The sequence below is a fragment of the Enterobacter asburiae genome (assembly GCF_007035645.1).
Classification (GTDB): Bacteria; Pseudomonadota; Gammaproteobacteria; order Enterobacterales; family Enterobacteriaceae; genus Enterobacter; species Enterobacter asburiae_B.
In genome coordinates, this window is the sequence record NZ_AP019632.1 from 3,669,354 (window position 1) to 3,691,706 (window position 22,353).

The 22,353-nt window shown below is 54.1% G+C and carries 18 protein-coding genes; 2 read left to right on the forward strand and 16 right to left on the reverse strand.

Translation table 11 applies throughout. The annotated features are described in order from the left end of the window. Positions 1-5: 5 nt before the first annotated feature. The 16 genes from dnaE to rpsB all read right to left on the reverse strand — a co-directional run bounded on the left by dnaE (position 6) and on the right by rpsB (position 18,480). Positions 6-3,488, reverse strand: a complete 3,483-nt coding sequence (gene dnaE / locus FOY96_RS17595; protein ID WP_143347509.1) for a DNA polymerase III subunit alpha — start codon at positions 3,486-3,488, stop codon at positions 6-8. A gap of 38 nt (positions 3,489-3,526) precedes the next feature. Further along, a complete protein-coding gene (gene rnhB, locus FOY96_RS17600) occupies positions 3,527-4,123 on the reverse strand; it encodes a ribonuclease HII (protein WP_024907528.1) in 597 nt (198 codons plus the stop codon). Beyond that, positions 4,120-5,268, reverse strand: coding sequence for a lipid-A-disaccharide synthase (lpxB, locus tag FOY96_RS17605; RefSeq protein ID WP_023334578.1), 1,149 nt, complete (start codon positions 5,266-5,268; stop codon positions 4,120-4,122). Before lpxB ends, rnhB begins: the two co-directional genes overlap by 4 nt. Next, the gene (gene lpxA, locus FOY96_RS17610) at positions 5,268-6,056 is read right to left on the reverse strand and encodes an acyl-ACP--UDP-N-acetylglucosamine O-acyltransferase (RefSeq protein WP_023310462.1); all 789 of its coding nucleotides are present in this window, start codon (positions 6,054-6,056) and stop codon (positions 5,268-5,270) included. The genes lpxB and lpxA overlap by 1 nt, the downstream gene beginning before the upstream one ends. A gap of 3 nt (positions 6,057-6,059) precedes the next feature. After that, positions 6,060-6,515 (reverse strand): 3-hydroxyacyl-ACP dehydratase FabZ, encoded by a 456-nt coding sequence (fabZ, locus tag FOY96_RS17615; RefSeq protein WP_010426706.1) that lies wholly within the window; start codon positions 6,513-6,515, stop codon positions 6,060-6,062. Between the two features lie 102 nt (positions 6,516-6,617). Continuing rightward, entirely contained in the window at positions 6,618-7,643 is a 1,026-nt protein-coding gene (gene lpxD / locus FOY96_RS17620; protein ID WP_032644136.1) for a UDP-3-O-(3-hydroxymyristoyl)glucosamine N-acyltransferase, read from the reverse strand. 3 nt (positions 7,644-7,646) lie between these two features. Further along, entirely contained in the window at positions 7,647-8,141 is a 495-nt protein-coding gene (gene skp, locus FOY96_RS17625; RefSeq protein ID WP_032644135.1) for a molecular chaperone Skp, read from the reverse strand. Positions 8,142-8,263: 122 nt separating this feature from the next. Then, positions 8,264-10,681, reverse strand: a complete 2,418-nt coding sequence (gene bamA / locus FOY96_RS17630; RefSeq protein ID WP_033144673.1) for an outer membrane protein assembly factor BamA — start codon at positions 10,679-10,681, stop codon at positions 8,264-8,266. Positions 10,682-10,710: 29 nt separating this feature from the next. Further along, a complete protein-coding gene (gene rseP / locus FOY96_RS17635) occupies positions 10,711-12,063 on the reverse strand; it encodes a sigma E protease regulator RseP (RefSeq protein ID WP_143347510.1) in 1,353 nt (450 codons plus the stop codon). An 11-nt stretch (positions 12,064-12,074) separates the two neighbouring features. Next, positions 12,075-12,932, reverse strand: a complete 858-nt coding sequence (gene cdsA, locus FOY96_RS17640) for a phosphatidate cytidylyltransferase (protein WP_023310457.1) — start codon at positions 12,930-12,932, stop codon at positions 12,075-12,077. Positions 12,933-12,944: 12 nt separating this feature from the next. Continuing rightward, positions 12,945-13,703, reverse strand: a complete 759-nt coding sequence (ispU, locus tag FOY96_RS17645) for a (2E,6E)-farnesyl-diphosphate-specific ditrans,polycis-undecaprenyl-diphosphate synthase (RefSeq protein ID WP_024907522.1) — start codon at positions 13,701-13,703, stop codon at positions 12,945-12,947. 186 nt (positions 13,704-13,889) lie between these two features. After that, positions 13,890-15,089, reverse strand: a complete 1,200-nt coding sequence (ispC, locus tag FOY96_RS17650) for a 1-deoxy-D-xylulose-5-phosphate reductoisomerase (protein ID WP_143347511.1) — start codon at positions 15,087-15,089, stop codon at positions 13,890-13,892. A 95-nt stretch (positions 15,090-15,184) separates the two neighbouring features. Continuing rightward, entirely contained in the window at positions 15,185-15,742 is a 558-nt protein-coding gene (frr, locus tag FOY96_RS17655; RefSeq protein WP_003856180.1) for a ribosome recycling factor, read from the reverse strand. A gap of 167 nt (positions 15,743-15,909) precedes the next feature. Beyond that, positions 15,910-16,635, reverse strand: coding sequence for a UMP kinase (gene pyrH, locus FOY96_RS17660; protein WP_008501910.1), 726 nt, complete (start codon positions 16,633-16,635; stop codon positions 15,910-15,912). 150 nt (positions 16,636-16,785) lie between these two features. Beyond that, complete coding sequence (gene tsf / locus FOY96_RS17665) at positions 16,786-17,637, reverse strand: translation elongation factor Ts (RefSeq protein ID WP_014882627.1); 852 nt, start codon at positions 17,635-17,637, stop codon at positions 16,786-16,788. Between the two features lie 117 nt (positions 17,638-17,754). Then, the gene (gene rpsB / locus FOY96_RS17670; protein ID WP_003856207.1) at positions 17,755-18,480 is read right to left on the reverse strand and encodes a 30S ribosomal protein S2; all 726 of its coding nucleotides are present in this window, start codon (positions 18,478-18,480) and stop codon (positions 17,755-17,757) included. A 321-nt stretch (positions 18,481-18,801) separates the two neighbouring features. Here rpsB and map point away from each other — a divergent pair, with 321 nt between their 5' ends. Together map and glnD are read left to right on the forward strand one after the other, a co-directional pair. Next, the gene (gene map / locus FOY96_RS17675) at positions 18,802-19,596 is read left to right on the forward strand and encodes a type I methionyl aminopeptidase (RefSeq protein ID WP_047060083.1); all 795 of its coding nucleotides are present in this window, start codon (positions 18,802-18,804) and stop codon (positions 19,594-19,596) included. 63 nt (positions 19,597-19,659) lie between these two features. After that, the gene (gene glnD, locus FOY96_RS17680; RefSeq protein WP_039260604.1) at positions 19,660-22,335 is read left to right on the forward strand and encodes a bifunctional uridylyltransferase/uridylyl-removing protein GlnD; all 2,676 of its coding nucleotides are present in this window, start codon (positions 19,660-19,662) and stop codon (positions 22,333-22,335) included. Positions 22,336-22,353 lie beyond the last annotated feature (18 nt).

Here is a 22,353-nt window from a genome sequence, read left to right on the forward strand (position 1 = left end):
CTGTATTAGTCAAACTCCAGTTCCACCTGCTCCGAACCAATGAGGCCACGGAGATCGTTCAGTAAACGATCGCTCGGAGAGACACGCCACGTTGCACCAAAGCGCAACCGCGCACGTGCATCCGCCCTCTGATAGTAGAGATGTACTGGAATTGTCCCCGAGCGGTGGGGTTCCAGAGACTGACGGAGTCGGTTTAAAAGCTGGTCATCAATTTGCCTGTCCGTCAGCGAGATAGCAAGCCCGCGAGCATATTTTTCCCGGGCTTCGTCAATGTCCATCACTTCGCGGGCGGTCATTTTAAGCCCCCCACTGAAGTCATCAAAGCTGACCTGTCCGCTGACGATAAGTATGCGGTCTTTTTCCAGCAATTGCTGGTATTTATCCAGCGCGTCGGTGAACAACATCACCTCCAGACGCCCGGAACGGTCATCCAACGTACAGATGCCGATACGATTACCGCGCTTGGTGACCATAACCCTTGCGGCAATCACGAGCCCCGCAGCCGTGGTGATTTTACCACGTTCTGTCGGATGCATGTCTTTAAGCCTGTGGCCGCCGACATAGCGCTCAATTTCTTTGATGTACTGGTTGATCGGGTGCCCCGTCAGGTACAAGCCTAACGTCTCACGCTCCCCATCCAATACCACCTGTTCTGGCCACGGCTGGCAGTTGGAATAAGATTGCTCGATCTGCTCTGGCTCTTCCGCCAGCACCCCGAACATATCCGCCTGACCAATGGCTTCCGCTTTTGCGTGCTGATCCGCCGCTTTCAGGGCGTCGCCGAGGGAATTCATCAGCGCGGCGCGGTGCGGCCCCAGCCTGTCAAACGCGCCGGACATGATCAGTTTTTCCAGCACGCGACGGTTCAGTTTTTTGGTATCGGTACGGGCGCAAAGATCGAACAGCTCGCGGAAATACCCGCCGTTGTTACGCGCTTCGATGATCGCCTCGATCGGACCTTCGCCCACGCCTTTGATCGCGCCGATCCCGTAAACGATCTCTCCGTCGTCGTTGACGTGGAAGTGGTAGAGCCCTGAGTTAATATCCGGCGGCAGGATCTTAAGGCCCATACGCCAGCACTCATCCACCAGGCCCACCACCTTCTCGGTGTTGTCCATATCGGCCGTCATTACCGCCGCCATAAATTCAGCAGGATAGTGCGCTTTCAGCCACAGCGTTTGATACGACACCAAAGCATAGGCGGCTGAGTGGGATTTGTTAAATCCGTACCCGGCGAATTTCTCCACCAGGTCGAAGATTTTCATCGCCAGCTCGCCGTCAACGCCGTTTTTCTTCGCCCCGTCTTCAAAGATGGAACGCTGCTTGGCCATCTCTTCCGGCTTTTTCTTACCCATCGCACGACGCAGCATGTCCGCGCCGCCGAGCGTATAGCCGGAAAGCACCTGAGCAATCTGCATGACCTGTTCCTGATACAGGATAATGCCGTAGGTTGGCTCCAGCACCGGCTTCAGGCTTTCATGCTGCCACTGAACGTCCGGGTAAGAAATCTCTTCGCGACCGTGCTTACGGTCGATAAAGTTATCTACCATCCCTGACTGCAGTGGGCCCGGACGGAACAGGGCGACCAGTGCGATCATATCTTCGAAGCAGTCGGGCTGCAGGCGTTTAATCAGATCTTTCATGCCGCGGGATTCAAGCTGGAAGACGGCCGTCGTCTCCGAGCGCTGCAGCATGTCGAAACTTTTCTTGTCATCCAGCGGGATGGCGGCAATGTCTATCGGCTCAAGGCCCTGCTTTTCCCGGCGCGGGTTGATCATCTTCAGCGCCCAGTCGATGATCGTCAGCGTACGCAGGCCGAGGAAGTCAAACTTCACCAGCCCGGCGTATTCTACGTCGTTCTTATCAAACTGAGTAACCGGGTGCTCACCCGCTTCATCGCAGTAGAGCGGCGCGAAGTCGGTAATTTTGGTCGGGGCGATAACCACGCCCCCCGCATGCTTGCCGGCGTTACGCGTGACGCCTTCCAGCTTTCGCGCCATGTCGATCAGCGCTTTCACTTCTTCGTCAGCTTCGTAGATTTCCGGCAGCTGAGGTTCGGCTTCAAACGCTTTTGCCAGCGTCATGCCCGGATCGGGCGGCACCAGCTTAGAAATGCGATCGACAAACCCGTACGGGTGGCCCAGCACGCGGCCGACGTCGCGGATAACCGCTTTCGCCGCCATCGTACCGAACGTAATAATCTGCGATACCGCATCACGGCCGTACATATCGGCAACGTGCTCGATCACCTGGTCGCGTTTCTCCATGCAGAAGTCGACGTCAAAGTCGGGCATGGAGACACGTTCCGGGTTAAGGAAACGTTCGAACAGCAGGTCGAATTCCAGCGGATCGAGGTCGGTAATTTTAAGCGCATAGGCCACAAGCGATCCCGCACCGGAGCCACGCCCCGGTCCGACCGGTACGCCGTTATCCTTTGACCACTGGATAAACTCCATTACGATCAGGAAGTAGCCCGGGAAGCCCATCTGGTTGATGACCTGGAGTTCAATATCCAGGCGCTCATCGTACGGCGGCCGCTTCTCTTTGCGAACGGCCTCATCCGGGAACAGGAATTCCAGACGCTCTTCCAGACCTTCCTTTGATTTCACGACCAGGAAATCTTCCGTGGTCATGTCACCCGTCGGGAACTGCGGCAGGAAGTATTCACCGAGGCGGACGGTAACGTTACAGCGCCTGGCGATCTCTACGCTGTTTTCCAGCGCTTCGGGGATATCGGAGAAGAGTTCACACATCTCCTCCTCGCTGCGCATGTACTGTTGAGCGGAGTAATTACGCGGCCGTTTCGGATCGTCGAGCGTGAAGCCATCGTGGATCGCCACGCGAATTTCGTGAGCGTCAAAATCTCCCGGCTCGAGGAAGCGTACATCGTTTGTCGCGACGACGGGCAGCCCGCGTTCTTCCGCAAGTGCGACCGCCGCATGGAGATAGCTCTCTTCGTCCTGGCGACCGGTGCGGATCAACTCCAGATAATAACGATCCGGGAAATACTCCTCATAGAACGAGACGCATTGATCCACCAGCGCGCTATTGCCGCGCAGCAGACATTTACCGACATCGCCCATACGGCCGCCAGAGATCAGCAGCAGCCCTTCGTTCAGCTCAGCCAGCCAGTCCCTGTCGATCCACGGGCCCAGCGCACCATATCCGCGCTGATAGGCTTTTGAGATAAGCAGAGTGAGGTTTTGATAGCCCGTGTTGTTCATCGCCAGCACGGAGATTTGCGTCATTTCATCGCCGATGAGATCGCTCTGCACATGAAAATCCGCCCCGACGATGGGCTTTATCCCCGCGCCGTGCGCCGTTCCGTAGAACTTCACCAGGCCACACAGGTTGGTAAAATCGGTGATCGCCAGCGCGGGCATGCCAAGGGAGGCCGCCTTTTTTACCAGCGGCCCGGTCTTCGCCAGCCCATCGATCATGGAGTAGTCGCTATGCACCCGCAGGTGTACGAAACGTGGTTCAGCCATCTTCAGATTCCGCGTTACTTAATTGCTTGCGTATTGATTCAGGACACCCGTCCCAGCGCGCGCTTCACCGGGCCAAAACTGCGCCGGTGATGTTCGGTTGCGCCATGTTCAGCCAGCCTTTCCAGATGGAAAGGTGTGGGATACCCCTTATGCTGGGCGAAACCATACTGAGGATAAGTGAGGTCCAGCGCGGCCATTTCGGCGTCGCGCGTCACTTTGGCAATAATAGAAGCTGCGCTAATTTCTGCGACCCGGCTATCGCCTTTGACGACCGCCATTGAAGGCATGGGCAATGCCGGACAGCGGTTGCCGTCAATCAGGACATATTCCGGGGAAATTTTCAGACCTGCTACCGCACGCTGCATCGCCAGCATCGTGGCATGCAAAATATTCAGCTCGTCTATTTCATGCGGTTCAGCGCGCCCCAGGCTCCAGGCCAGCGCCTTCTCCTGAATCTCACTGAACAGCGCCAGACGGCGTTTTTCAGACAATTTTTTTGAGTCGTTCAGCCCGATAATCGGGCGAGCCGGATCGAGGATCACCGCGGCAGTCACCACAGCCCCGACCAACGGGCCACGACCCACTTCGTCCACGCCCGCCACAAGGCGAGTGTGAGGATAAACAAATTCCATCATTTTGCTAACTCCAGCACCGCATCAGCCGCTTGCTCATCAGCATTACAGCGGATCAGTTGATGCAGTTCGCGGAAGGTATCGTGCATCTGGTGGCTGGTCTTGCCGTTCGCGAGCAGCGGCAGTAGTGCATCGGCAAGCGCCTGCGGCTGGCACTCATCCTGCAGCAGCTCTTTCACCAGCTCGCGCCCGGCAAGCAGGTTTGGCAGGGAGACATAATCCGTTTTAACCAGACGTTTTGCCAGCCAGAAAGTGAACGGCTTCATGCGATAACCGACCACCATCGGGCATTTCGCCAGCATGCATTCCAGCGCCGCCGTGCCGGAGGCCAGCAGCGCGGCATCGCTCGCATACATCGCTTCCCGCCCTTTCCCGTCCAGAAGACGGACGTGAAGATCCGGGGCGACTTCCGCTTTGATGCGCTCAAACTGCTCACGGCGTTTCGCATTTACCAGCGGAACAACCACTTCAAGATCCGGATAGGTCTGGCGAAGAATTTGCGCAGTTTTGAGGAAATCGGCGCTCAGCATCTCAACTTCTGCGCCACGGCTGCCCGGTAGCAGTGCCAGACAGTGCACATCGTGCGGGATGCCCAGCGCGTCGCGCGCCGCGTTTTTATCCGGATCCAATGGCATCGCATCCGCCATGGTATGACCGATAAAACGGCACGGAACATTAAATCTGTCGTAAAACGCTTTTTCGAAAGGCAGGAAAGCCAGCACCAGGTTGGTGGACCGTCCGATTTTGAAAACGCGTTTCTGTCGCCACGCCCAGACGGACGGACTGACGTAGTGAATTGTTTTGATACCCTGCTTTTTCAGATTCCCTTCGAGGGTAATGTTGAAATCAGGCGCATCGATACCGACAAACACATCGGGTTTGAGTTCGGTAAAACGGCGGGTGAGATCGGCGCGGATGTGCAGCAAACGGCGTAGCCGTCCCAGCACCTCAACGATGCCCATCACGGCGAGTTCTTCCATTTCATACCAGGCTTCACAGCCTTCGGCCTGCATCAGCGGGCCAGCAACGCCGACAAAGCGAGCATTGGGTACACGCGCCTTAAGCGCGCGGATGAGACCGGCACCAAGAATATCGCCGGAGGTTTCTCCGGCGACCAGGGCTATCGTAAGCGGACGACTGTCGACCATTAACGAATCAGACCCCTTGTTGAACGGTCAAAGAATTCCATGAACGCGTTCACTTCCGGGTGCTTATTCGCCAGCTCGGCAATTTCCGGCTTCGCCTCTTCCAGCGTTTTACCGCTACGGTACAGCAGTTTGTACGCGTTGCGGATGGCAGTAATCGCTTCGCGACTAAAACCACGACGCTTGAGGCCTTCGATGTTCACGCCAAACGGCGTGGCATGGTTGCCCTGCGCAATCACATACGGTGGGACGTCCTGCGCCACACCGGAGCATCCGCCAACCATCACGTGCGCACCAATGATGCAGAACTGATGGACTGCGGTCATGCCGCCAATAATTGCGAAGTCATCAACCGATACGTGTCCTGCCAGCGTTGCGTTGTTGGCAAGAATACAGCGGTCACCCACGGTACAGTCGTGCGCGATGTGCGCATTAACCATAAACAGGTTATCGCTGCCCACCTTCGTCAACCCACCACCCTGTACTGTTCCACGATGAATAGTGACGCTTTCGCGAATACGGTTACGATCGCCAATTTCCAGACGGGTCGACTCACCAGCATATTTCAGATCCTGGTTAACTTCGCCGATGGAAGCGAACTGATAGATCTCGTTATTGCAGCCAATGGTCGTGTGACCATTCACGACAACATGAGATTTCAGTACTGTACCCTCACCAATTTCGACATGGGGTCCAACAATACAAAACGGGCCAATGTGGACGTTAGCGCCAATGATGGCACCGGTTTCCACAATAGCAGTAGGATGAATAAAGGCGGATTTATCAATCACGTATCAGGACTCCCGGCTACGAGCACACATCATCGTCGCTTCGCAAACAACTTTGCCGTCAACCAGCGCTACGCCTTTGAAGCGAGTCAGGCCACGACGCGTTTTTTCAAAAGTGACTTCCATGATCATCTGATCACCAGGCACGACAGGGCGCTTAAAGCGCGCTTCATCAATACCCGCGAAGTAATACAGCTCACCTGGCTCCAGTTTGCCAACGCTTTTAAACGCCAGAATACCGGTAGCCTGAGCCATCGCTTCCAGAATCAACACACCCGGGAAGATAGGCTTACCAGGGAAGTGTCCCTGGAAAAACGGCTCGTTCACGGAAACATTTTTCACTGCGCGCAGAAAACGACCTTCTTCAAAATCCAGCACACGGTCTACCAGCAGAAACGGGTAGCGGTGCGGCAGAAGTTCTAAAATCTCTTCAATATGCAGAGTATGAGTGTCAGTAGTCAAAATACTCTTCCTGTCAAAATGTACTGATAACAATAATAACACGGCCTGCCGGTTTATTAGAAAGCCGACAGGCCGGGAAAAATAGCGTTCAACGGATGACGCTTAATCTTGTTGATCGATCTTACGCTCAAGAGACTTGAGGCGCTTGCTCATATCATCAATGTTCATCACCAGAGCTGCTGTTTTACGCCATACCTTGTTGGGTTGTAGCGGAATACCTGAGGAATAGACGCCAGGTTCAGTGATAGGACGCATTACCATGCCCATTCCCGTCACAGTCACCTTGTCGCATATTTCCATATGGCCATTAATCACGCTCGCGCCGCCAATCATGCAATAACGGCCAATTTTCAGGCTGCCTGCCATGATGACGCCACCCGCAACCGCGGTATTGTCGCCAATCACAACGTTATGCGCAATCTGGCACTGGTTATCGATGATAACACCATTCCCAATGATCGTGTCGTCAAGCGCGCCACGGTCAATGGTGGTACAGGCGCCGATCTCTACGCGATCGCCAATAATAACGCGACCAAGCTGCGGGATCTTAACCCAGTTACCACGATCGTTAGCGTAACCAAAGCCATCAGAACCAATAACGGTGCTGGACTGGACGAGGCAATTTTCGCCAATTTCAACATCATGATAAACGGACACATTGGCCCATAAACGGGTTCCGGCGCCGATTTTCGTATTTTTCCCAACGAAGCAGCCCGGGCCAATGACGACGTTATCGCCCAGCACAACGCCGGATTCGATAACTGCATTCGCGCCAACGGCGACGTTGTTACCAAGCCTGGCCGTCGCATCAATCGCTGCACTGGCCGCAATGTTCTGGGCCGGCTGCGGCGTGGTATCAAGAATTTGAGCCATGCGTGCATACGTCAGGTAGGGGTTTTTCACTACCAGCGCGCTTACAGTGGCAAATGGAAGATCGTCCTGCGTCAGTACAACAGCTGACGCCTGGCATTGAGCCAGTTGCTCACGGTACTTAGGGCTTACCATGAAGGTAATCGTGCCAGCTTTAGCAGATTGCATGGACGCAACAGCGGTGATGACGATATCGCCATCACCGTGTAATTCTGCATCCAACTGCTGAGCTAAATCAGCCAGTCGAATTGAAGGCATTACTTATTTAACCTGTTTCAGAACATCAGCAGTGATGTCTTTAACATCTTTGCTGTTATAAGCAACGGCGTTCGCATCTACAACCAGATCGATACTCTGATCGGCAGCCACTGCTTTAACAGCAGTCTGAATGCGAGTTACCAGCTTGCCGCGTTCTTCGTTAGAACGACGCTGACGATCCTGCTCGAAAGCCTGCGCTTTCTGGGAGAACGTCTGGCGCTGAGCCATTACGTCTTTTTCCAGCTTGCTGCGATCGCTTGCTTTCATGGTAGAACCATCACGCTGCAGACGCTGCATTTTGGACTGAAGATCGTTTTCCATACCCTGCAGTTCGCTTGCACGGCCTTTGAATTCGTTTTCCAGAGTCGCAGAAACACCCGTTTTCTGTGCAACCTGCTGGAACAAATTACCCATGTTGACGATTGCAATTTTGTCTGCTGCCTGAGCAGAAGTTGCCATCGCTAAACCGAGACCTGCAGCTAATAACCACTTTTTCACAATTAACTCCTTACCATCCCATTGGCACCAGAAGGTACCGTTCTTTGCGTGGCAAGGCGACCGTGTTACCGATCGCCAGTTGTCAGCGCTACACTGCCAACGCATTCCTTTGCAGCGGATTATTACCAGGTTTTACCAATGTTAAACTGGAATTGCTCCGCTTTGTCTCCATCATATTTCTTAAACGGCTGGGCGTAGGAGAAGACCAACGGCCCCAGCGGTGACATCCATTGTAATGCGATACCGGCAGACATGCGAATATTGCTCGGATCGCTGTAGTCAGGAATGCCTTCTGCGCGCATCTGGGCAGTATTCTGCCAGTTGGTATCCCACACGGTACCGGCATCCCAGAAGAAGGACGTACGGACCGAGTTCGCATATTTATCACTGATAAACGGCGTTGGCGTGATGAACTCCAGGCTGGCAACGGCCATGGCGTTACCGCCCACCGCGTCATTGGAGCTACAGACTTCTGACGAGGAAGACTTATCACAGTTATCTTTGTCGTTTCCGCCGTAGTAAACCGCTTTCGGACCAATGTTGTTGGACTGGAAACCACGAACGGTGCTGGAGCCACCCGCATAGAAGTTTTCATAGAACGGCAGTTCTTTGCTACCCAGACCATCTCCATAGCCCCAACGGGTACGACCCAGAACCACCCACTTATGGTCGTCATCGATCGGGAAGTAGGACGCGGTATCCAGCGTGACCTTATAGAACTCGTTATCGGAACCCGGCACGGTAACTTTACCGTTCAGGTTGACGCGAGAACCTTCCGTTGGGAAGTAACCACGGTCGAGACGGTTATAGGTCCAGCCGTAGTTAAAGGTGAAGTCATCCGCCGCGAAGCCATTGTCATTACCATTTTTACTGGTTGACTGGCCGATAGAGTCCAGATAACGCCACATCGCCACCTGCGGTTGCATGTTGGACAGGTCGTTATGCACGTAACCCAAGCCTGCACGCAGGGTGTTGTATTCGTTAACCGGGAAGCCAAGCGTACCGTCTACACCGTAACTCTTGTTGGTGTATGAAGACAGGTCCGCGTCATCTGCTTTAAAGTCGTTATAGAAGATACGACCGCCCAGGCTCACACCGTCTACGGTGAAGTATGGGTTAGTCACAGAGAACTCAGAGTAGGTCTGGTAGTCGTTTTTGGTGCCGTTAATACCGACAGAGTAACCCGTACCCAGCCAGTTATCCTGCTGTACGCCGACCTGGAAGCTGACGCCGCTTTCAGTACCGTAGCCCACACCGAAGTTGAAGCTACCGGTGTTGCGCTCTTTCACTTTATATACGACATCAACCTGATCCGGGCTGCCCGGTACGCGCTGGGTATCGGTATCCACCGTTTCAAAATAGCCCAGACGGTTCAGACGCTCTTTACCCTGATCAACGAGGTCGCTTCCCAACCATGCGCCTTCCATCTGACGCATTTCGCGACGCAGAACGGAATCTTTGGAGGTGTCGTTACCGACGAAGCGGATCTTACGCACGTAGAAACGGTTGCCCGCATCAACATTCACGTGCAGCTTAACGGTTTTATCCGCGTCATTGATTTCCGGCTGAGTCTGTACGCGCGGATAGGCATAACCGTAGCGGCCGAGCAGCTTCTTAATGCTGTCTTCCATTTTGGTTACCTTGGAACCGCTATACAGATCGCCCGGCTGAATTTTGGTCAGCGATTCGATTTCAGCAGAATGCCCCGCCAGGTTACCACTCACTTCAACACCAGAAAGCTTGTACTGCTCGCCTTCAGTGATGTTAACCGTAATGTAGATACCTTTCTTGTCCGGAGTCAGACTGACCTGAGTCGAGTCGATGTTGAAACGCGCATAGCCACGATCGAGATAGTAGCTGCGCAGGGTTTCGAGGTCGCCCGCCAGTTTCTGTTTCTGGTATTTGCGATCGCCCACCACGTTCCACCATGGCACTTCATCGCGCAGCTGGAAGGTGGAGATCAGTTCGTCGGTGCTGAACGCGTGGTTGCCGACAATGTTGATCTGCTGGATCTTCGCAGAAACACCTTCCTGGAAGACCAGCTTCAGGTCAACACGGTTACGTGGCAGCGGAGTGACAACCGCTTTCACGCTGGCGCTGTATTTACCGACGCTGTAGTAGAAGTCTTCCAGACCTTTTTCAATGTCTGAAAGGGTTGTGCGGTCCAGGGACTCACCCACACGAACACCAGATGCTTCAAGGTTCTGCTTGAGCATGTCATCTTTCACCGACTTGTTACCGGAGAAAGTGATACTGGCGATCGTCGGACGTTCTTTTACCTGTACCAGCAGCGTATCACCATCGCGCAGGACGCGGACGTCCTCAAAGTTGCCGGTGGCAAACAGAGCACGGATGGTGTTACTGATATCATCATCATTAACCGTATCGCCGGGGCGTACAGGCATACTGAGGAGGGCCGCACCAACGGCGACACGCTGGAGGCCTTCGAAATGAATGTCTTTCACTACGAACCCGTCAGCACCGTATACGGTGGCGCTGCTAAACAGCAGCGACGCTATGAGCAACTTTTTCATCGCCATCGTTATTATGCGTTCTTCCTAACACTCTCTTACAACCGAGAGAAATCATTGAAAAGTGCAAGCCCCATTAACAGCACCAGCAAAATCGAGCCAATGCGATAACTAAAGTCTTGAACTCGCTCGGATACCGGTCCGCCTTTTAGCTTTTCAATCGCCAAAAACAGCAGATGACCCCCGTCTAAAACGGGAAGCGGGAACAGGTTGATTATCCCAAGGTTCACGCTAATGAGCGCGAGGAACATGAGATAGTAAATCACCCCGAATTCCGCTGACATCCCAGCCCCCTGAGCAATCGAAATTGGCCCACTGAGGTTGTTCAGTTTCACATCACCGGTTATCAATTTCCCCAACATGTTGACCGTCAGCTTCATCAGTTGCCATGTTTTATCCGTGGCTTCAAGGATGGCGCTGAACGGCCCATACTGGCGTATTGTCTTGTACTCATCTGGCAGCGGGATCACTTTTGGCACAACGCCTGCAAACCCTTCTGCCTTTTTGCCGACCGACTTCGTATCCGGGATCAGCGTCAGCGAAAGCGGACTGCCCTGCCTTTCAACTTCCAGCGCGAGAGACGTTCCCGGATTATCGCGCACCAGAGTAACAAAGGTCATCCACTCTGTTAATGGTTGACCATCGACTTTAACGATCCTGTCGCCCGCTTGCAAACCCGCTTTGCTCGCCGCCGAATTTGCCTGTACTTCGGCTAATACCGGCTCAATCTGCGCGCCGCGTGGACGAATACCCAGCGCAGCGACGGGATCCTCTTTGTCTGGCTCGAAACGCCAGTGACGTAAATCGAGTACTTTGTCCTGACGCGTATCTGAACCAAACGGCGATACGCTGATGGTGGTCTGCGCATCGCCAATTTTGGCTACCAGCTGCAGTCGCACGGCATCCCAATCAGGGGTTTCGATACCATCAATCGCTTTAAGTTCCATCCCGGATGTAATTTGCGCACTCGCCGCGATGGAATTGGGGGCAATTTCACCCACCACCGGACGTACGCCAGGGACGCCGATGATAAACACCAGCCAGTAAGCGACAATCGCAAAGATGAAGTTGGCTACCGGTCCGGCAGCAATGATGGCGGCGCGTTGTCCAACGGTTTTATTGTTGAATGCGCTGTGTCGCAGCTCAGGAGCGACAGGCTCGACGCGTTCGTCGAGCATTTTGACGTAGCCGCCCAGCGGGATAAGGGCGATGACAAATTCCGTGCCGTGGCGGTCGGTGCGCATCCAGAGTGATTTACCAAAACCGATGGAAAATCGCTCTACGCGCACGCCACAGCGGCGAGCAACCCAGAAATGGCCAAATTCATGCACGGTAATCAGTACACCCAGTGCAACAATGAACGCCGCCAGATTCCAGAGAATGCTCAGCATAAAACCTTCCGTTAAATCGTCCCGAATACCAGTAAAAGCAAACACGCAAACACTGGAACAGCCGCTGTCAGGCTATCAATGCGATCCAGTATACCGCCATGCCCTGGAATCAGGTGTCCGCTGTCCTTAATCCCTGCTTCACGCTTAAACATACTTTCGGTTAAATCACCGAGCACGGAGGCAAGCGCAGCAAAAATCGAGCACACCAGCAGTATTGACGGTGCCACTTCAAGATTCGCCCAGACGCCGTAGCCCCAGGAGATGATCGCTGCCGTAAACAGGCCGCCGATGAATCCTTGCCAGGTTTTGCCCGGAGAAACCTTCGGTGCCAGCTTATGTTTGCCAAACAGTTTACCAAACATATAGGCCCCGGAGTCAGCCCCCCAGACCAGAATCATCACATAAAGCAGCCAGATCGCACCGCTGTAGTGGTTTTCGTCGTAGTGCCAGGCTCGCAGCGCAACCATACCCCAGAAAAAAGGAATAATTGTGAGCAAGCCAAAAATCAGTCGCAGCACTTTTGAATTACGCCACAATGCCGCGGAACCCGGATAAAAAAGAACCAGCAACAGCGCGGCAACCCACCAGGCCAGCGATATCCACAAAGAACCGGCAACCAGGGGCTGATGAATATCATGGTGATATTCAGGCAACGTAAACAGCATTATGGCCAGGATAAAGCCACAAAGTACCGCAAGCCATACTCGCTGAGTGCGCGAGGTAAAGCCGCTAAACTGTCCCCATTCCCACGCGGCGAGCATGCACACCACCAGCGTGACAATAGCGAATCCCACCGGGGGCAGTAAAAACAGCGCCGCAATGACAATGGGTATTAATACAAAAGCGGAAATCAGGCGATACTTCAGCAAAAGCTACCCCCATCAGGCTTTGTCGCCACCAGGCTCGGTGCCGCCGAAACGACGCTCTCGATTGGCAAAGGCATGCAGCGCACCTTCAAAGTCTTGTTCATCAAAATCGGGCCAAAGAACATCCGTAAAGTAAAGTTCGGCATAGGCAATTTGCCATATCAAAAAGTTACTTATGCGATGTTCCCCCCCTGTCCTAATTACCAAATCCACAGGTGCCTGTTCATTCATGCAGATTTGCTTGCTCAGCGCCTCTTCATCAATTTGGTCGGGTCTCAACAGCCCTTCCTGAACCTGTTCGGCCAGATGCCGAACGCCCTGGATAATATCCCAGCGTCCACCGTAATTCGCCGCAATATTCAGCGTCAAACCGGTATTATTTTCCGTCAGCGCTTCAGCTTTGCGAATCCGTTCCTGCAAACGTGAGTTAAAACGACTGGTATCGCCAATGATACGCAGGCGGACGTTGTGGCGGTGCAGGCTTTTTACTTCGCTGTCTAGCGCCCACACAAACAATTCCATCAACGCAGTCACTTCCTGCAGAGGTCGATTCCAGTTTTCACTGCTAAAAGCATAGAGCGTTAACGCATCAATGCCGTTGTTGGCGGCAAAAGAAACGGCGCGGCGAACGGATTTCGCCCCCGCTTTATGCCCAAAGGCTCGTATCTTCCCTTGTCTTTTCGCCCAGCGGCCATTGCCATCCATAATGATTGCTACATGACGGCAGCCATGAGCTGGCAAATTTTCGCTTATTGGTTGATTCGCAGACAACATAACGCGTTTTTTGTCCCTGAAAAGGATTTAACGGTACTCAGGAATACTGAAGCCTATACATAAAAAAGCCGTGTCAAACCACGGCTCACCTGACCACATTAAGTCAAATACCTGCGATCAGGTGGCGCAGACTATATCACTGAAGCCCAACGCTAACAAATAGCACGACGACTAGTGCTTGCTTTATCACCAGCTTGCGAGACGTGTCACCTGTTGGCGCGCAATATTACGCGCAGCTGCATCCACCGCCAGCACCTCTTCCACGCTTTGTGGTTCGCGCAAATCCATCATCTCAAGTACCGATAAATTAAGCGACGCGATATCGGTAAAACGAATTTGCTGATTCAGAAATGCCTCAACGGTAATTTCATTGGCTGCATTAAGTGCCGTCGTCGCCGCCTGCCCCTGGTCAAAGGCATTCATCGCAAGCTTCAGACAAGGATAGCGGTCGTAGTCTGGTTCACTGAACGTCAGGGAACTTAGCTTGCAGAAATCAAGCGGCTTCACGCCGGATTTCACTCGATTTGGCCACGCCATTGAATGGGCAATCGGCGTACGCATGTCCGGCTCGCCCAGCTGTGCCAGCACGCTGCCATCCTGATAACGCACCATCGAGTGAATCACCGATTGCGGGTGAATCAGTACTTCCATCTGTTTCGCTGACGCATTAAACAGCCAGCGCGCTTCAATGTATTCCAGACCTTTGTTCATCATGGTGGCAGAATCAACGGAGATTTTACGCCCCATCGACCAGTTCGGATGACGGCACGCCTGATCCGGTGTCATCGCACGCAGTTCAGACAGTGGCGTTTCACGGAACGGGCCACCAGACCCGGTAAGCAGAATAGACACCACGCCATTCTGCTCCAGGTCAGCGTACCCCAGGTTCTGTTGAAAAGGTTGCGGTAAACTCTGAAAAATCGCGTTGTGTTCGCTGTCGACCGGCAGAAGACGCGCGCCGTGCTGCTTCACCGCATCCATAAACAGGCGTCCACAGGTGACCAGCGACTCTTTATTGGCCAGCAAAACATCCTTACCGGCATCAATCGCAGCAAGCGTCGGCAGCAGCCCTGCCGCGCCGACAATGGCCGCCATGACCTGATCCACCTCATCCAGCGCCGCCATCTCGCAGGCCGCCTGCTGGCCGCTCAGCACTTCGGTTCGGCTGCCCTTTTCACGCAGCTGTGCTTTTAGCAGACGCGCGCTCTCTTCGTCATCCATCACCGCATAGCGGGGCGCAAACTCCAGGCACTGTTCGACCATTCGCTGCACATTCTTACCGGCCACCAGCGCTGTCACGGTGTAAAGTTCAGGATTATGGCGAACGACGTCGAGAGTGCTGCAACCGATAGAGCCGGTTGAGCCGAGGAGTGTTAAATGCTTCATGAGATGCCCGAAAAAAGTTAGACCAGATAAAAGCAAAACGCCGCCAGCAAGACCCGAAGTCCTTCTGAACGGCGTTTATCAGTGTACGACAGAAATCAGAACTGCATCAGTTCCGCTTCTTTTTCTGCCAGCGCCGCATCAATTTTCTTGATGGCCGCGTCGGTCATTTTCTGAATGTCGTCCTGAGAACGACGATCGTCATCTTCGCTGATCTCTTTTTCTTTCAGCAGTGCTTTCACTTTATCGTTCGCGTCGCGACGGACGTTACGCACGGATACACGACCCTGCTCAGCTTCGCCACGAACCACTTTGATAAGATCTTTACGACGTTCTTCCGTCAGCGGAGGCAGTGGAACGCGGATATCTGCGCCCGCAGAGCTTGGGTTCAGTCCGAGGTCAGAGGCCATAATCGCTTTCTCAACGGCCGGGCTCATAGAGCGGTCGAAGACGTTGATTTTCAGCGTACGGGTATCTTCAACCGTCACGCTCGCCAGCTGGCGCAGAGGGGTTGGCGTACCGTAATATTCTACGATGATGCCATCCAGCAGGCTTGGGGAAGCACGGCCAGTACGGATTTTGCTGATTTGGTTTTTGAACGCTTCTACGCATTTGTCCATGCGTACTTCAGCATCTTTTCTGATGTCGTTAATCACGTTACGAATCCTTGAAAACTTGTCTCAGGCAGACTATCCGCCAGCACAGCGCTACAGGTGTGCTAAGTATAGTCGCGTTTAATTCATGACAACGCCAAAGGCGCGCCCGGGTAAGATACCACTACAAAATAAAGCGGAATCTTACCTGTATTTATCGTCAACGGAAATTATTCCGTGATCAAAGTGCCTTCTTTTTCGCCCATGACCACGCGACGCAGTGCGCCAGGCTTGTTCATGTTGAAGACACGGATCGGCAGTTTGTGGTCGCGAGCCAGCGTGAAGGCGGCAAGATCCATCACTTTCAGCTCTTTATCCAGCACTTCGCTGTAGCTCAGCTGATCGTACATGGTGGCAGAAGGATCTTTTGCCGGATCGGCAGTAAACACGCCGTCTACTTTGGTCGCTTTCAGTACCACATCGGCTTCGATCTCGATACCGCGCAGGCAGGCAGCGGAATCGGTTGTAAAGAACGGGTTACCCGTACCGGCGGAGAGGATCACCACGCGGTTATTGCGCAGCAGGCTGATGGCTTCTGCCCAGCTGTAATTATCGCAAACGCCATTCAGCGGAATCGCGGACATCAGGCGGGCATTCACATAAGCGCGGTGCAGGGCATCACGCATTGCCAGGCCATTCATGACGGTTGCCAGCATACCCATGTGGTCGCCCACAACGCGGTTCATCCCCGCTTTCGCCAGACCAGCACCACGGAAAAGGTTGCCACCGCCAATGACCACGCCAACCTGGATACCCAGTTCGACCAGTTCTTTGATTTCCTGTGCCATGCGATCAAGGATGCTTGCGTCAATACCGAAGCCTTCCGATCCCTGCAGCGCTTCGCCACTCAGCTTAAGCAGAATGCGTTTGTACACGGGTTTTGCATTGGTAGCCATGTTTCTTTCCTGAGACTGTCAACGATTAAGATGGGGGTTAATTCTGGCGACATGATATGCCGCAAATCAGCACAGCGATACTGGAGCCTGTCTGATTTCCTGTGACGGGTGACAAAAAGAAGCCGCCCTCAGGCGGCTCCTTTTCAATCATTAAGACTGCTTGGACATTGCAGCAACTTCTGCTGCGAAGTCAGTCTCAACTTTCTCGATGCCTTCGCCCACTTCGAAGCGGATGAAGCCAGTTACGTCAGCGTTGTGCTCTTTCAGCAGCTGAGCAACAGACTTGCTTGGGTCCATTACGAATGGCTGGCCAGTCAGAGAAACTTCGCCGGTGAATTTCTTCATGCGGCCTTCAACCATTTTCTCTGCGATTTCTTTTGGCTTACCAGACTGCATCGCGATGTCCAGCTGAACCTGGTACTCTTTCTCTACCACTTCAGCAGACACGTCTTCTGGCTTAACGAATTCTGGTTTGCTTGCAGCGATGTGCATAGCCAGCTGTTTAACCAGCTCTTCGTCAGCGCCTTTAGCCGCAACCAGAACACCGATACGTGCACCGTGCTGGTAAGAGCCCAGAACGTCGCCTTCCAGAGAAGATACGCGACGGATGTTGATGTTCTCACCGATTTTAGCAACCAGCGCAACACGTTCTTCTTCGAACTGTGCTTTCAGAACTTCAACGTCAGTGATTTTACCCGCAACAGCTGCGTCCAGAACTTTGTTAGCAAATGCCTGGAAACCGCCATCTTTAGCAACGAAGTCAGTCTGGCAGTTAACTTCCAGAATGATGCCGTAGTTGCCGTCGATCTTAGTGATGATCACGCCGTCAGCAGCAACGTTGCCTGCTTTTTTAGCTGCTTTGATCGCACCGGATTTACGCATGTTTTCGATTGCCAGCTCGATGTCGCCGTTCGCTTCAGTCAGCGCTTTTTTGCAATCCATCATGCCTGCGCCAGTACGCTCGCGCAGCTCTTTTACCAGGGATGCGGTAATTTCAGCCATTCTTAAATCCTCGGGAGATGTGAACTGCCCGGCCGGGGGCCAAACAGTGTAAATTGAAAAAAGGGGCCGGTAATGGGCCCCTATTCATACACGGTACTAATAAGGGGTAAAACCTTATTATTCAGCTTCTACGAAGCTTTCTTCCGCCTGAGAAGCCAGATCCTGGGAACGGCCTTCACGAACGGTAGCAGCTACAGCGCTCAGGTACAGGCTAACAGCACGGATTGCGTCGTCGTTACCCGGGATAACGAAGTCAACACCGTCCGGATCGGAGTTGGTATCAACGATAGCGAATACCGGGATACCCAGGTTGTTAGCTTCTTTGATTGCGATGTGCTCGTGGTCTGCATCGATTACGAACAGCGCGTCTGGCAGGCCGCCCATATCTTTGATACCGCCCAGGCTGTTTTCCAGCTTGTCCAGTTCACGAGTGCGCATCAGCGCTTCTTTCTTAGTCAGCTTGTCGAAAGTACCGTCCTGAGACTGGGTTTCCAGATCTTTCAGGCGTTTGATGGACTGACGAACAGTTTTCCAGTTGGTCAGCATGCCGCCCAACCAGCGATGGTTCACGAAGAACTGGTCGCAGCTGTTAGCAGCATCTTTCACAGCTTCGCTTGCAGCGCGCTTAGTACCAACGAACAGAATCTTACCTTTACGGGAAGAGATCTTGTTCAGCTCAGCCAGGGCTTCGTTGAACATTGGTACAGTTTTCTCAAGGTTGATGATGTGAACTTTGTTACGCGCGCCGAAGATGAAAGGCTTCATTTTCGGGTTCCAGTAACGGGTCTGGTGACCAAAGTGAACACCAGCCTTGAGCATGTCGCGCATGGAAACAGTTGCCATGTTTAAAACCTCTATATTGAAAGTTGGGGTTATGCCTCCACGTATCCCATATTACCGACCCCGAAGGGCACCCCGGAATATGTGCCGATACGTGTGTGTTGTTACACAAAGTGAGATTTGTCGCTTCCGTCCAGCCTGTGTATCTGAGATGGATCGGAAGTCCGGCGCGCTTTATACCACAAAACACGACCAGAAACCAACAGTTGTTGGCGGAGTGTGCTGTTAATGATTCTCAATTTGGCACGGAGCGTGCCTGACTGATACCATTGACGACACTTAGACTAGTATTGTCGAAAAAATCGACACCGATGGACAGATTACATGGCTATCTCTATTAAGACACCTGAAGAAATTGAAAAGATGCGCGTCGCCGGTCGTCTGGCCGCGGAAGTGCTGGAAATGATCGAGCCGTTCGTGAAGCCGGGCGTCAGCACCGGTGAACTGGACCGTATCTGTAACGACTATATCGTGAACGAGCAGCACGCGGTTTCCGCCTGCCTCGGCTACCACGGTTTCCCGAAATCCGTCTGCATTTCTATTAATGAAGTGGTTTGCCACGGCATCCCTGATGACGAAAAACTGCTGAAAGATGGCGACATCGTCAACATCGACGTGACCGTTATTAAAGACGAATACCACGGTGACACCTCAAAAATGTTCATCGTTGGCAAGCCGACGATTCTTGGCGAGCGTCTGTGCAAAGTGACGCAAGAGAGCCTCTACCTGGCGCTGAAAATGGTTAAACCGGGTATTCGCCTGCGTACCCTCGGTGCGGCAATCCAGAAGTTTGTGGAAGCAGAAGGTTTCTCCGTGGTGCGCGAGTACTGCGGTCACGGCATTGGTCGCGTCTTCCATGAAGAACCGCAGGTCCTGCACTATGATGCAGATGACGGCGGCGTGGTGCTGCAAAAAGGCATGACCTTTACCATTGAGCCGATGGTCAACGCGGGTGACTACCGCATCCGTACCATGAAAGACGGCTGGACGGTGAAAACCAAAGACAGAAGCTTGTCTGCGCAGTACGAGCATACTATTGTGGTAACAGACAACGGCTGCGAAATTATGACGTTGCGCAAGGATGACACCATCCCGGCGATACTGACGCACGATGAATGATAAAAAAGCCGGCAAATGCCGGCTTTTTTAATGGCTATAGCTTTTTCTTATGGGTGGCGCACGATGAGTAATCTTTTACCCGAACAGTATGCTAACACAGCACTTCCCACCCTCCCCGACCAGCCCGATAACCCGGGCGTCTGGCCGTCGCACGAGCTGACCTGCGCGCATATTAAAGCCCATATGGATGTTTTCCATCGCTGGCTGGGCAGCGCGTTTGACGCAGGCGTGTCGGCCGAGCAGCTCATTGAAGCGCGCACCGAATTTATCGACCAGCTGCTGCAGCGCCTGTGGATCGATTACGGGTTTGGGCAAATCAGTGATGTTGCGCTGGTTGCCGTCGGGGGCTATGGCCGCGGTGAGCTGCATCCGCTTTCCGATATCGATCTGCTGATCTTAAGCCGCAAAAAGCTGCCGGACGAACAGGCGCAAAAAATTGGCGAACTGCTGACGCTGCTCTGGGACGTAAAGCTGGAAGTCGGCCACAGCGTGCGCACCCTGGAAGAGTGTCTGCTGGAAGGGTTATCGGACCTGACCGTCGCCACCAACCTGATTGAAACCCGCCTGCTGATTGGTGACGTCGCCCTGTTCCTGGAGCTGCAAAAACACATCTTCAGCGACGGCTTCTGGCCGTCAGAAAAGTTCTTCGCCGCGAAGGTCGAGGAGCAAAATCAGCGCCACCAGCGCTACCACGGCACCAGCTATAATCTTGAACCCGATATTAAAAGCAGCCCCGGCGGCCTGCGCGACATCCACACCCTGCAGTGGGTCGCCCGCCGCCATTTTGGCGCCACCTCGATGGACGAGATGGTCGGCTTCGGCTTTTTAACCGAGGCCGAGCGTAACGAGCTGAACGAGTGCCTGCACCTGCTGTGGCGCATCCGGTTTGCCCTGCATCTGGAAGTCACCCGCTACGATAACCGCCTGCTGTTTGACCGCCAGCTCAGCGTGGCTCAGCGTCTGAATTATCAGGGCGAAGGCAACGAGCCGGTTGAGCACATGATGAAGGATTTCTTCCGCGTCACCCGCCGGGTGACCGAGCTGAACCAGATGCTGTTGCAGCTGTTCGACGAGGCCATTCTGGCCCTGACGGCGGACGAAAAACCGCGCCCGATTGATGACGAATTCCAGCTGCGCGGCACGCTTATCGACCTGCGCGACGAAACGCTGTTCATCCGCGAGCCGGAAGCGATTCTGCGGATGTTCTATACCATGGTGCGCAACAGCACCATCACCGGGATCTACTCCACCACTCTGCGCCATCTGCGCCATGCGCGCCGTCATCTGACGCAGCCGCTGTGCTATATCCCGGAAGCGCGTTCGCTGTTCCTGAGCATGCTCCGCCACCCGGGCGCCGTCAGCCGCGGCCTGCTGCCGATGCACCGCCACAGCGTGCTGTGGGCCTATATGCCGCAGTGGTCGCACATTGTCGGGCAAATGCAGTTCGATCTGTTCCACGCCTACACGGTGGATGAACACACGATCCGCGTGATGCTAAAGCTGGAAAGCTTTGCGAGAGAAGAGACGCGCTCCCGCCACCCGCTCTGCGTCGAACTGTGGCCGCGCCTGACCCATCCGGAACTGATCCTGATTGCCGCCCTGTTCCACGATATCGCCAAAGGTCGCGGCGGTGACCATTCGGTGCTGGGCGCGCAGGACGTGCTGAAATTTGCCGAACTGCACGGCCTGAACTCGCGTGAAACGCAGCTGGTGGCCTGGCTGGTGCGCCATCACCTGCTGATGTCGGTCACCGCGCAGCGTCGTGACATTCAGGATCCGGAAGTGATCAAGCAGTTCGCGGAAGAGGTTCAGACGGAAAACCGTCTGCGCTATCTGGTCTGCCTGACGGTGGCCGATATCTGCGCCACCAACGAGACCCTGTGGAACAGCTGGAAGCAGAGCCTGTTGCGCGAGCTGTACTTCGCCACCGAAAAACAGCTGCGTCGCGGGATGCAAAACACCCCGGACATGCGCGAACGCGTGCGTCATCACCAGCTGCAGGCGCTGGCGCTGCTGCGGATGGATAATATTGATGAAGAGGCACTGCATCAGATTTGGGCCCGCTGCCGCGCCAACTATTTTGTCCGCCATAGCCCAAACCAGCTTGCGTGGCACGCGCGGCATCTGCTCAAGCACGATCTGTCCCAGCCGATGATCCTGCTGAGCCCGCAGGCTACCCGCGGCGGGACGGAGATTTTCATCTGGAGCCCGGACCGACCTTATCTGTTTGCTGCGGTCTGCGCCGAACTGGACAGGCGTAACCTGAGCGTTCACGACGCGCAGATTTTCACCACCCGCGACGGCATGGCGATGGACACCTTTATCGTGCTTGAGCCGGACGGCAGCCCGCTCTCGTCGGACAGGCATGAAGGGATACGTTTTGGTCTGGAACAGGCGATTACCCAGCGCAGCTGGCAGCCCCCGCAGCCGCGTCGCCAGCCGGCGAAATTGCGCCACTTTACCGTCGATACCGAGGTCAATTTCCTGCCGACCCACACCGACCGTAAATCGTTCCTGGAGCTGATCGCGCTCGACCAGCCAGGGCTGCTTGCCCGCGTCGGCCAGGTTTTTGCCGATCTGGGAATTTCGCTCCACGGCGCCCGAATTACAACGATTGGCGAGCGAGTAGAAGATTTATTTATAATCGCAACAGCGGACCGGCGTGCCCTTAATAATGACCTGCAGCTTGAAGTGCAACAACGGTTGACAGCAGCCCTCAATCCAAACGATAAAGGGTGATATGTTTTTTAGTGAAAT

What these genes read in the sequence shown, in the direction of transcription:
- ispC (WP_143347511.1), bottom strand. Translation starts at nt 15,089, where the DNA reads ATGAAGCATTTAACACTCCTCGGCTCAACCGGCTCTATCGGTTGCAGC.
- tsf (WP_014882627.1), bottom strand. Translation starts at nt 17,637, where the DNA reads ATGGCTGAAATTACCGCATCCCTGGTAAAAGAGCTGCGCGAGCGTACT.
- dnaE (WP_143347509.1), bottom strand. Translation starts at nt 3,488, where the DNA reads ATGGCTGAACCACGTTTCGTACACCTGCGGGTGCATAGCGACTACTCC.
- map (WP_047060083.1), top strand. Translation starts at nt 18,802, where the DNA reads ATGGCTATCTCTATTAAGACACCTGAAGAAATTGAAAAGATGCGCGTC.
- bamA (WP_033144673.1), bottom strand. Translation starts at nt 10,681, where the DNA reads ATGGCGATGAAAAAGTTGCTCATAGCGTCGCTGCTGTTTAGCAGCGCC.
- lpxD (WP_032644136.1), bottom strand. Translation starts at nt 7,643, where the DNA reads ATGCCTTCAATTCGACTGGCTGATTTAGCTCAGCAGTTGGATGCAGAA.
- lpxB (WP_023334578.1), bottom strand. Translation starts at nt 5,268, where the DNA reads ATGGTCGACAGTCGTCCGCTTACGATAGCCCTGGTCGCCGGAGAAACC.
- pyrH (WP_008501910.1), bottom strand. Translation starts at nt 16,635, where the DNA reads ATGGCTACCAATGCAAAACCCGTGTACAAACGCATTCTGCTTAAGCTG.
- rnhB (WP_024907528.1), bottom strand. Translation starts at nt 4,123, where the DNA reads ATGATGGAATTTGTTTATCCTCACACTCGCCTTGTGGCGGGCGTGGAC.
- glnD (WP_039260604.1), top strand. Translation starts at nt 19,660, where the DNA reads ATGAGTAATCTTTTACCCGAACAGTATGCTAACACAGCACTTCCCACC.
- rpsB (WP_003856207.1), bottom strand. Translation starts at nt 18,480, where the DNA reads ATGGCAACTGTTTCCATGCGCGACATGCTCAAGGCTGGTGTTCACTTT.
- ispU (WP_024907522.1), bottom strand. Translation starts at nt 13,703, where the DNA reads ATGTTGTCTGCGAATCAACCAATAAGCGAAAATTTGCCAGCTCATGGC.
- rseP (WP_143347510.1), bottom strand. Translation starts at nt 12,063, where the DNA reads ATGCTGAGCATTCTCTGGAATCTGGCGGCGTTCATTGTTGCACTGGGT.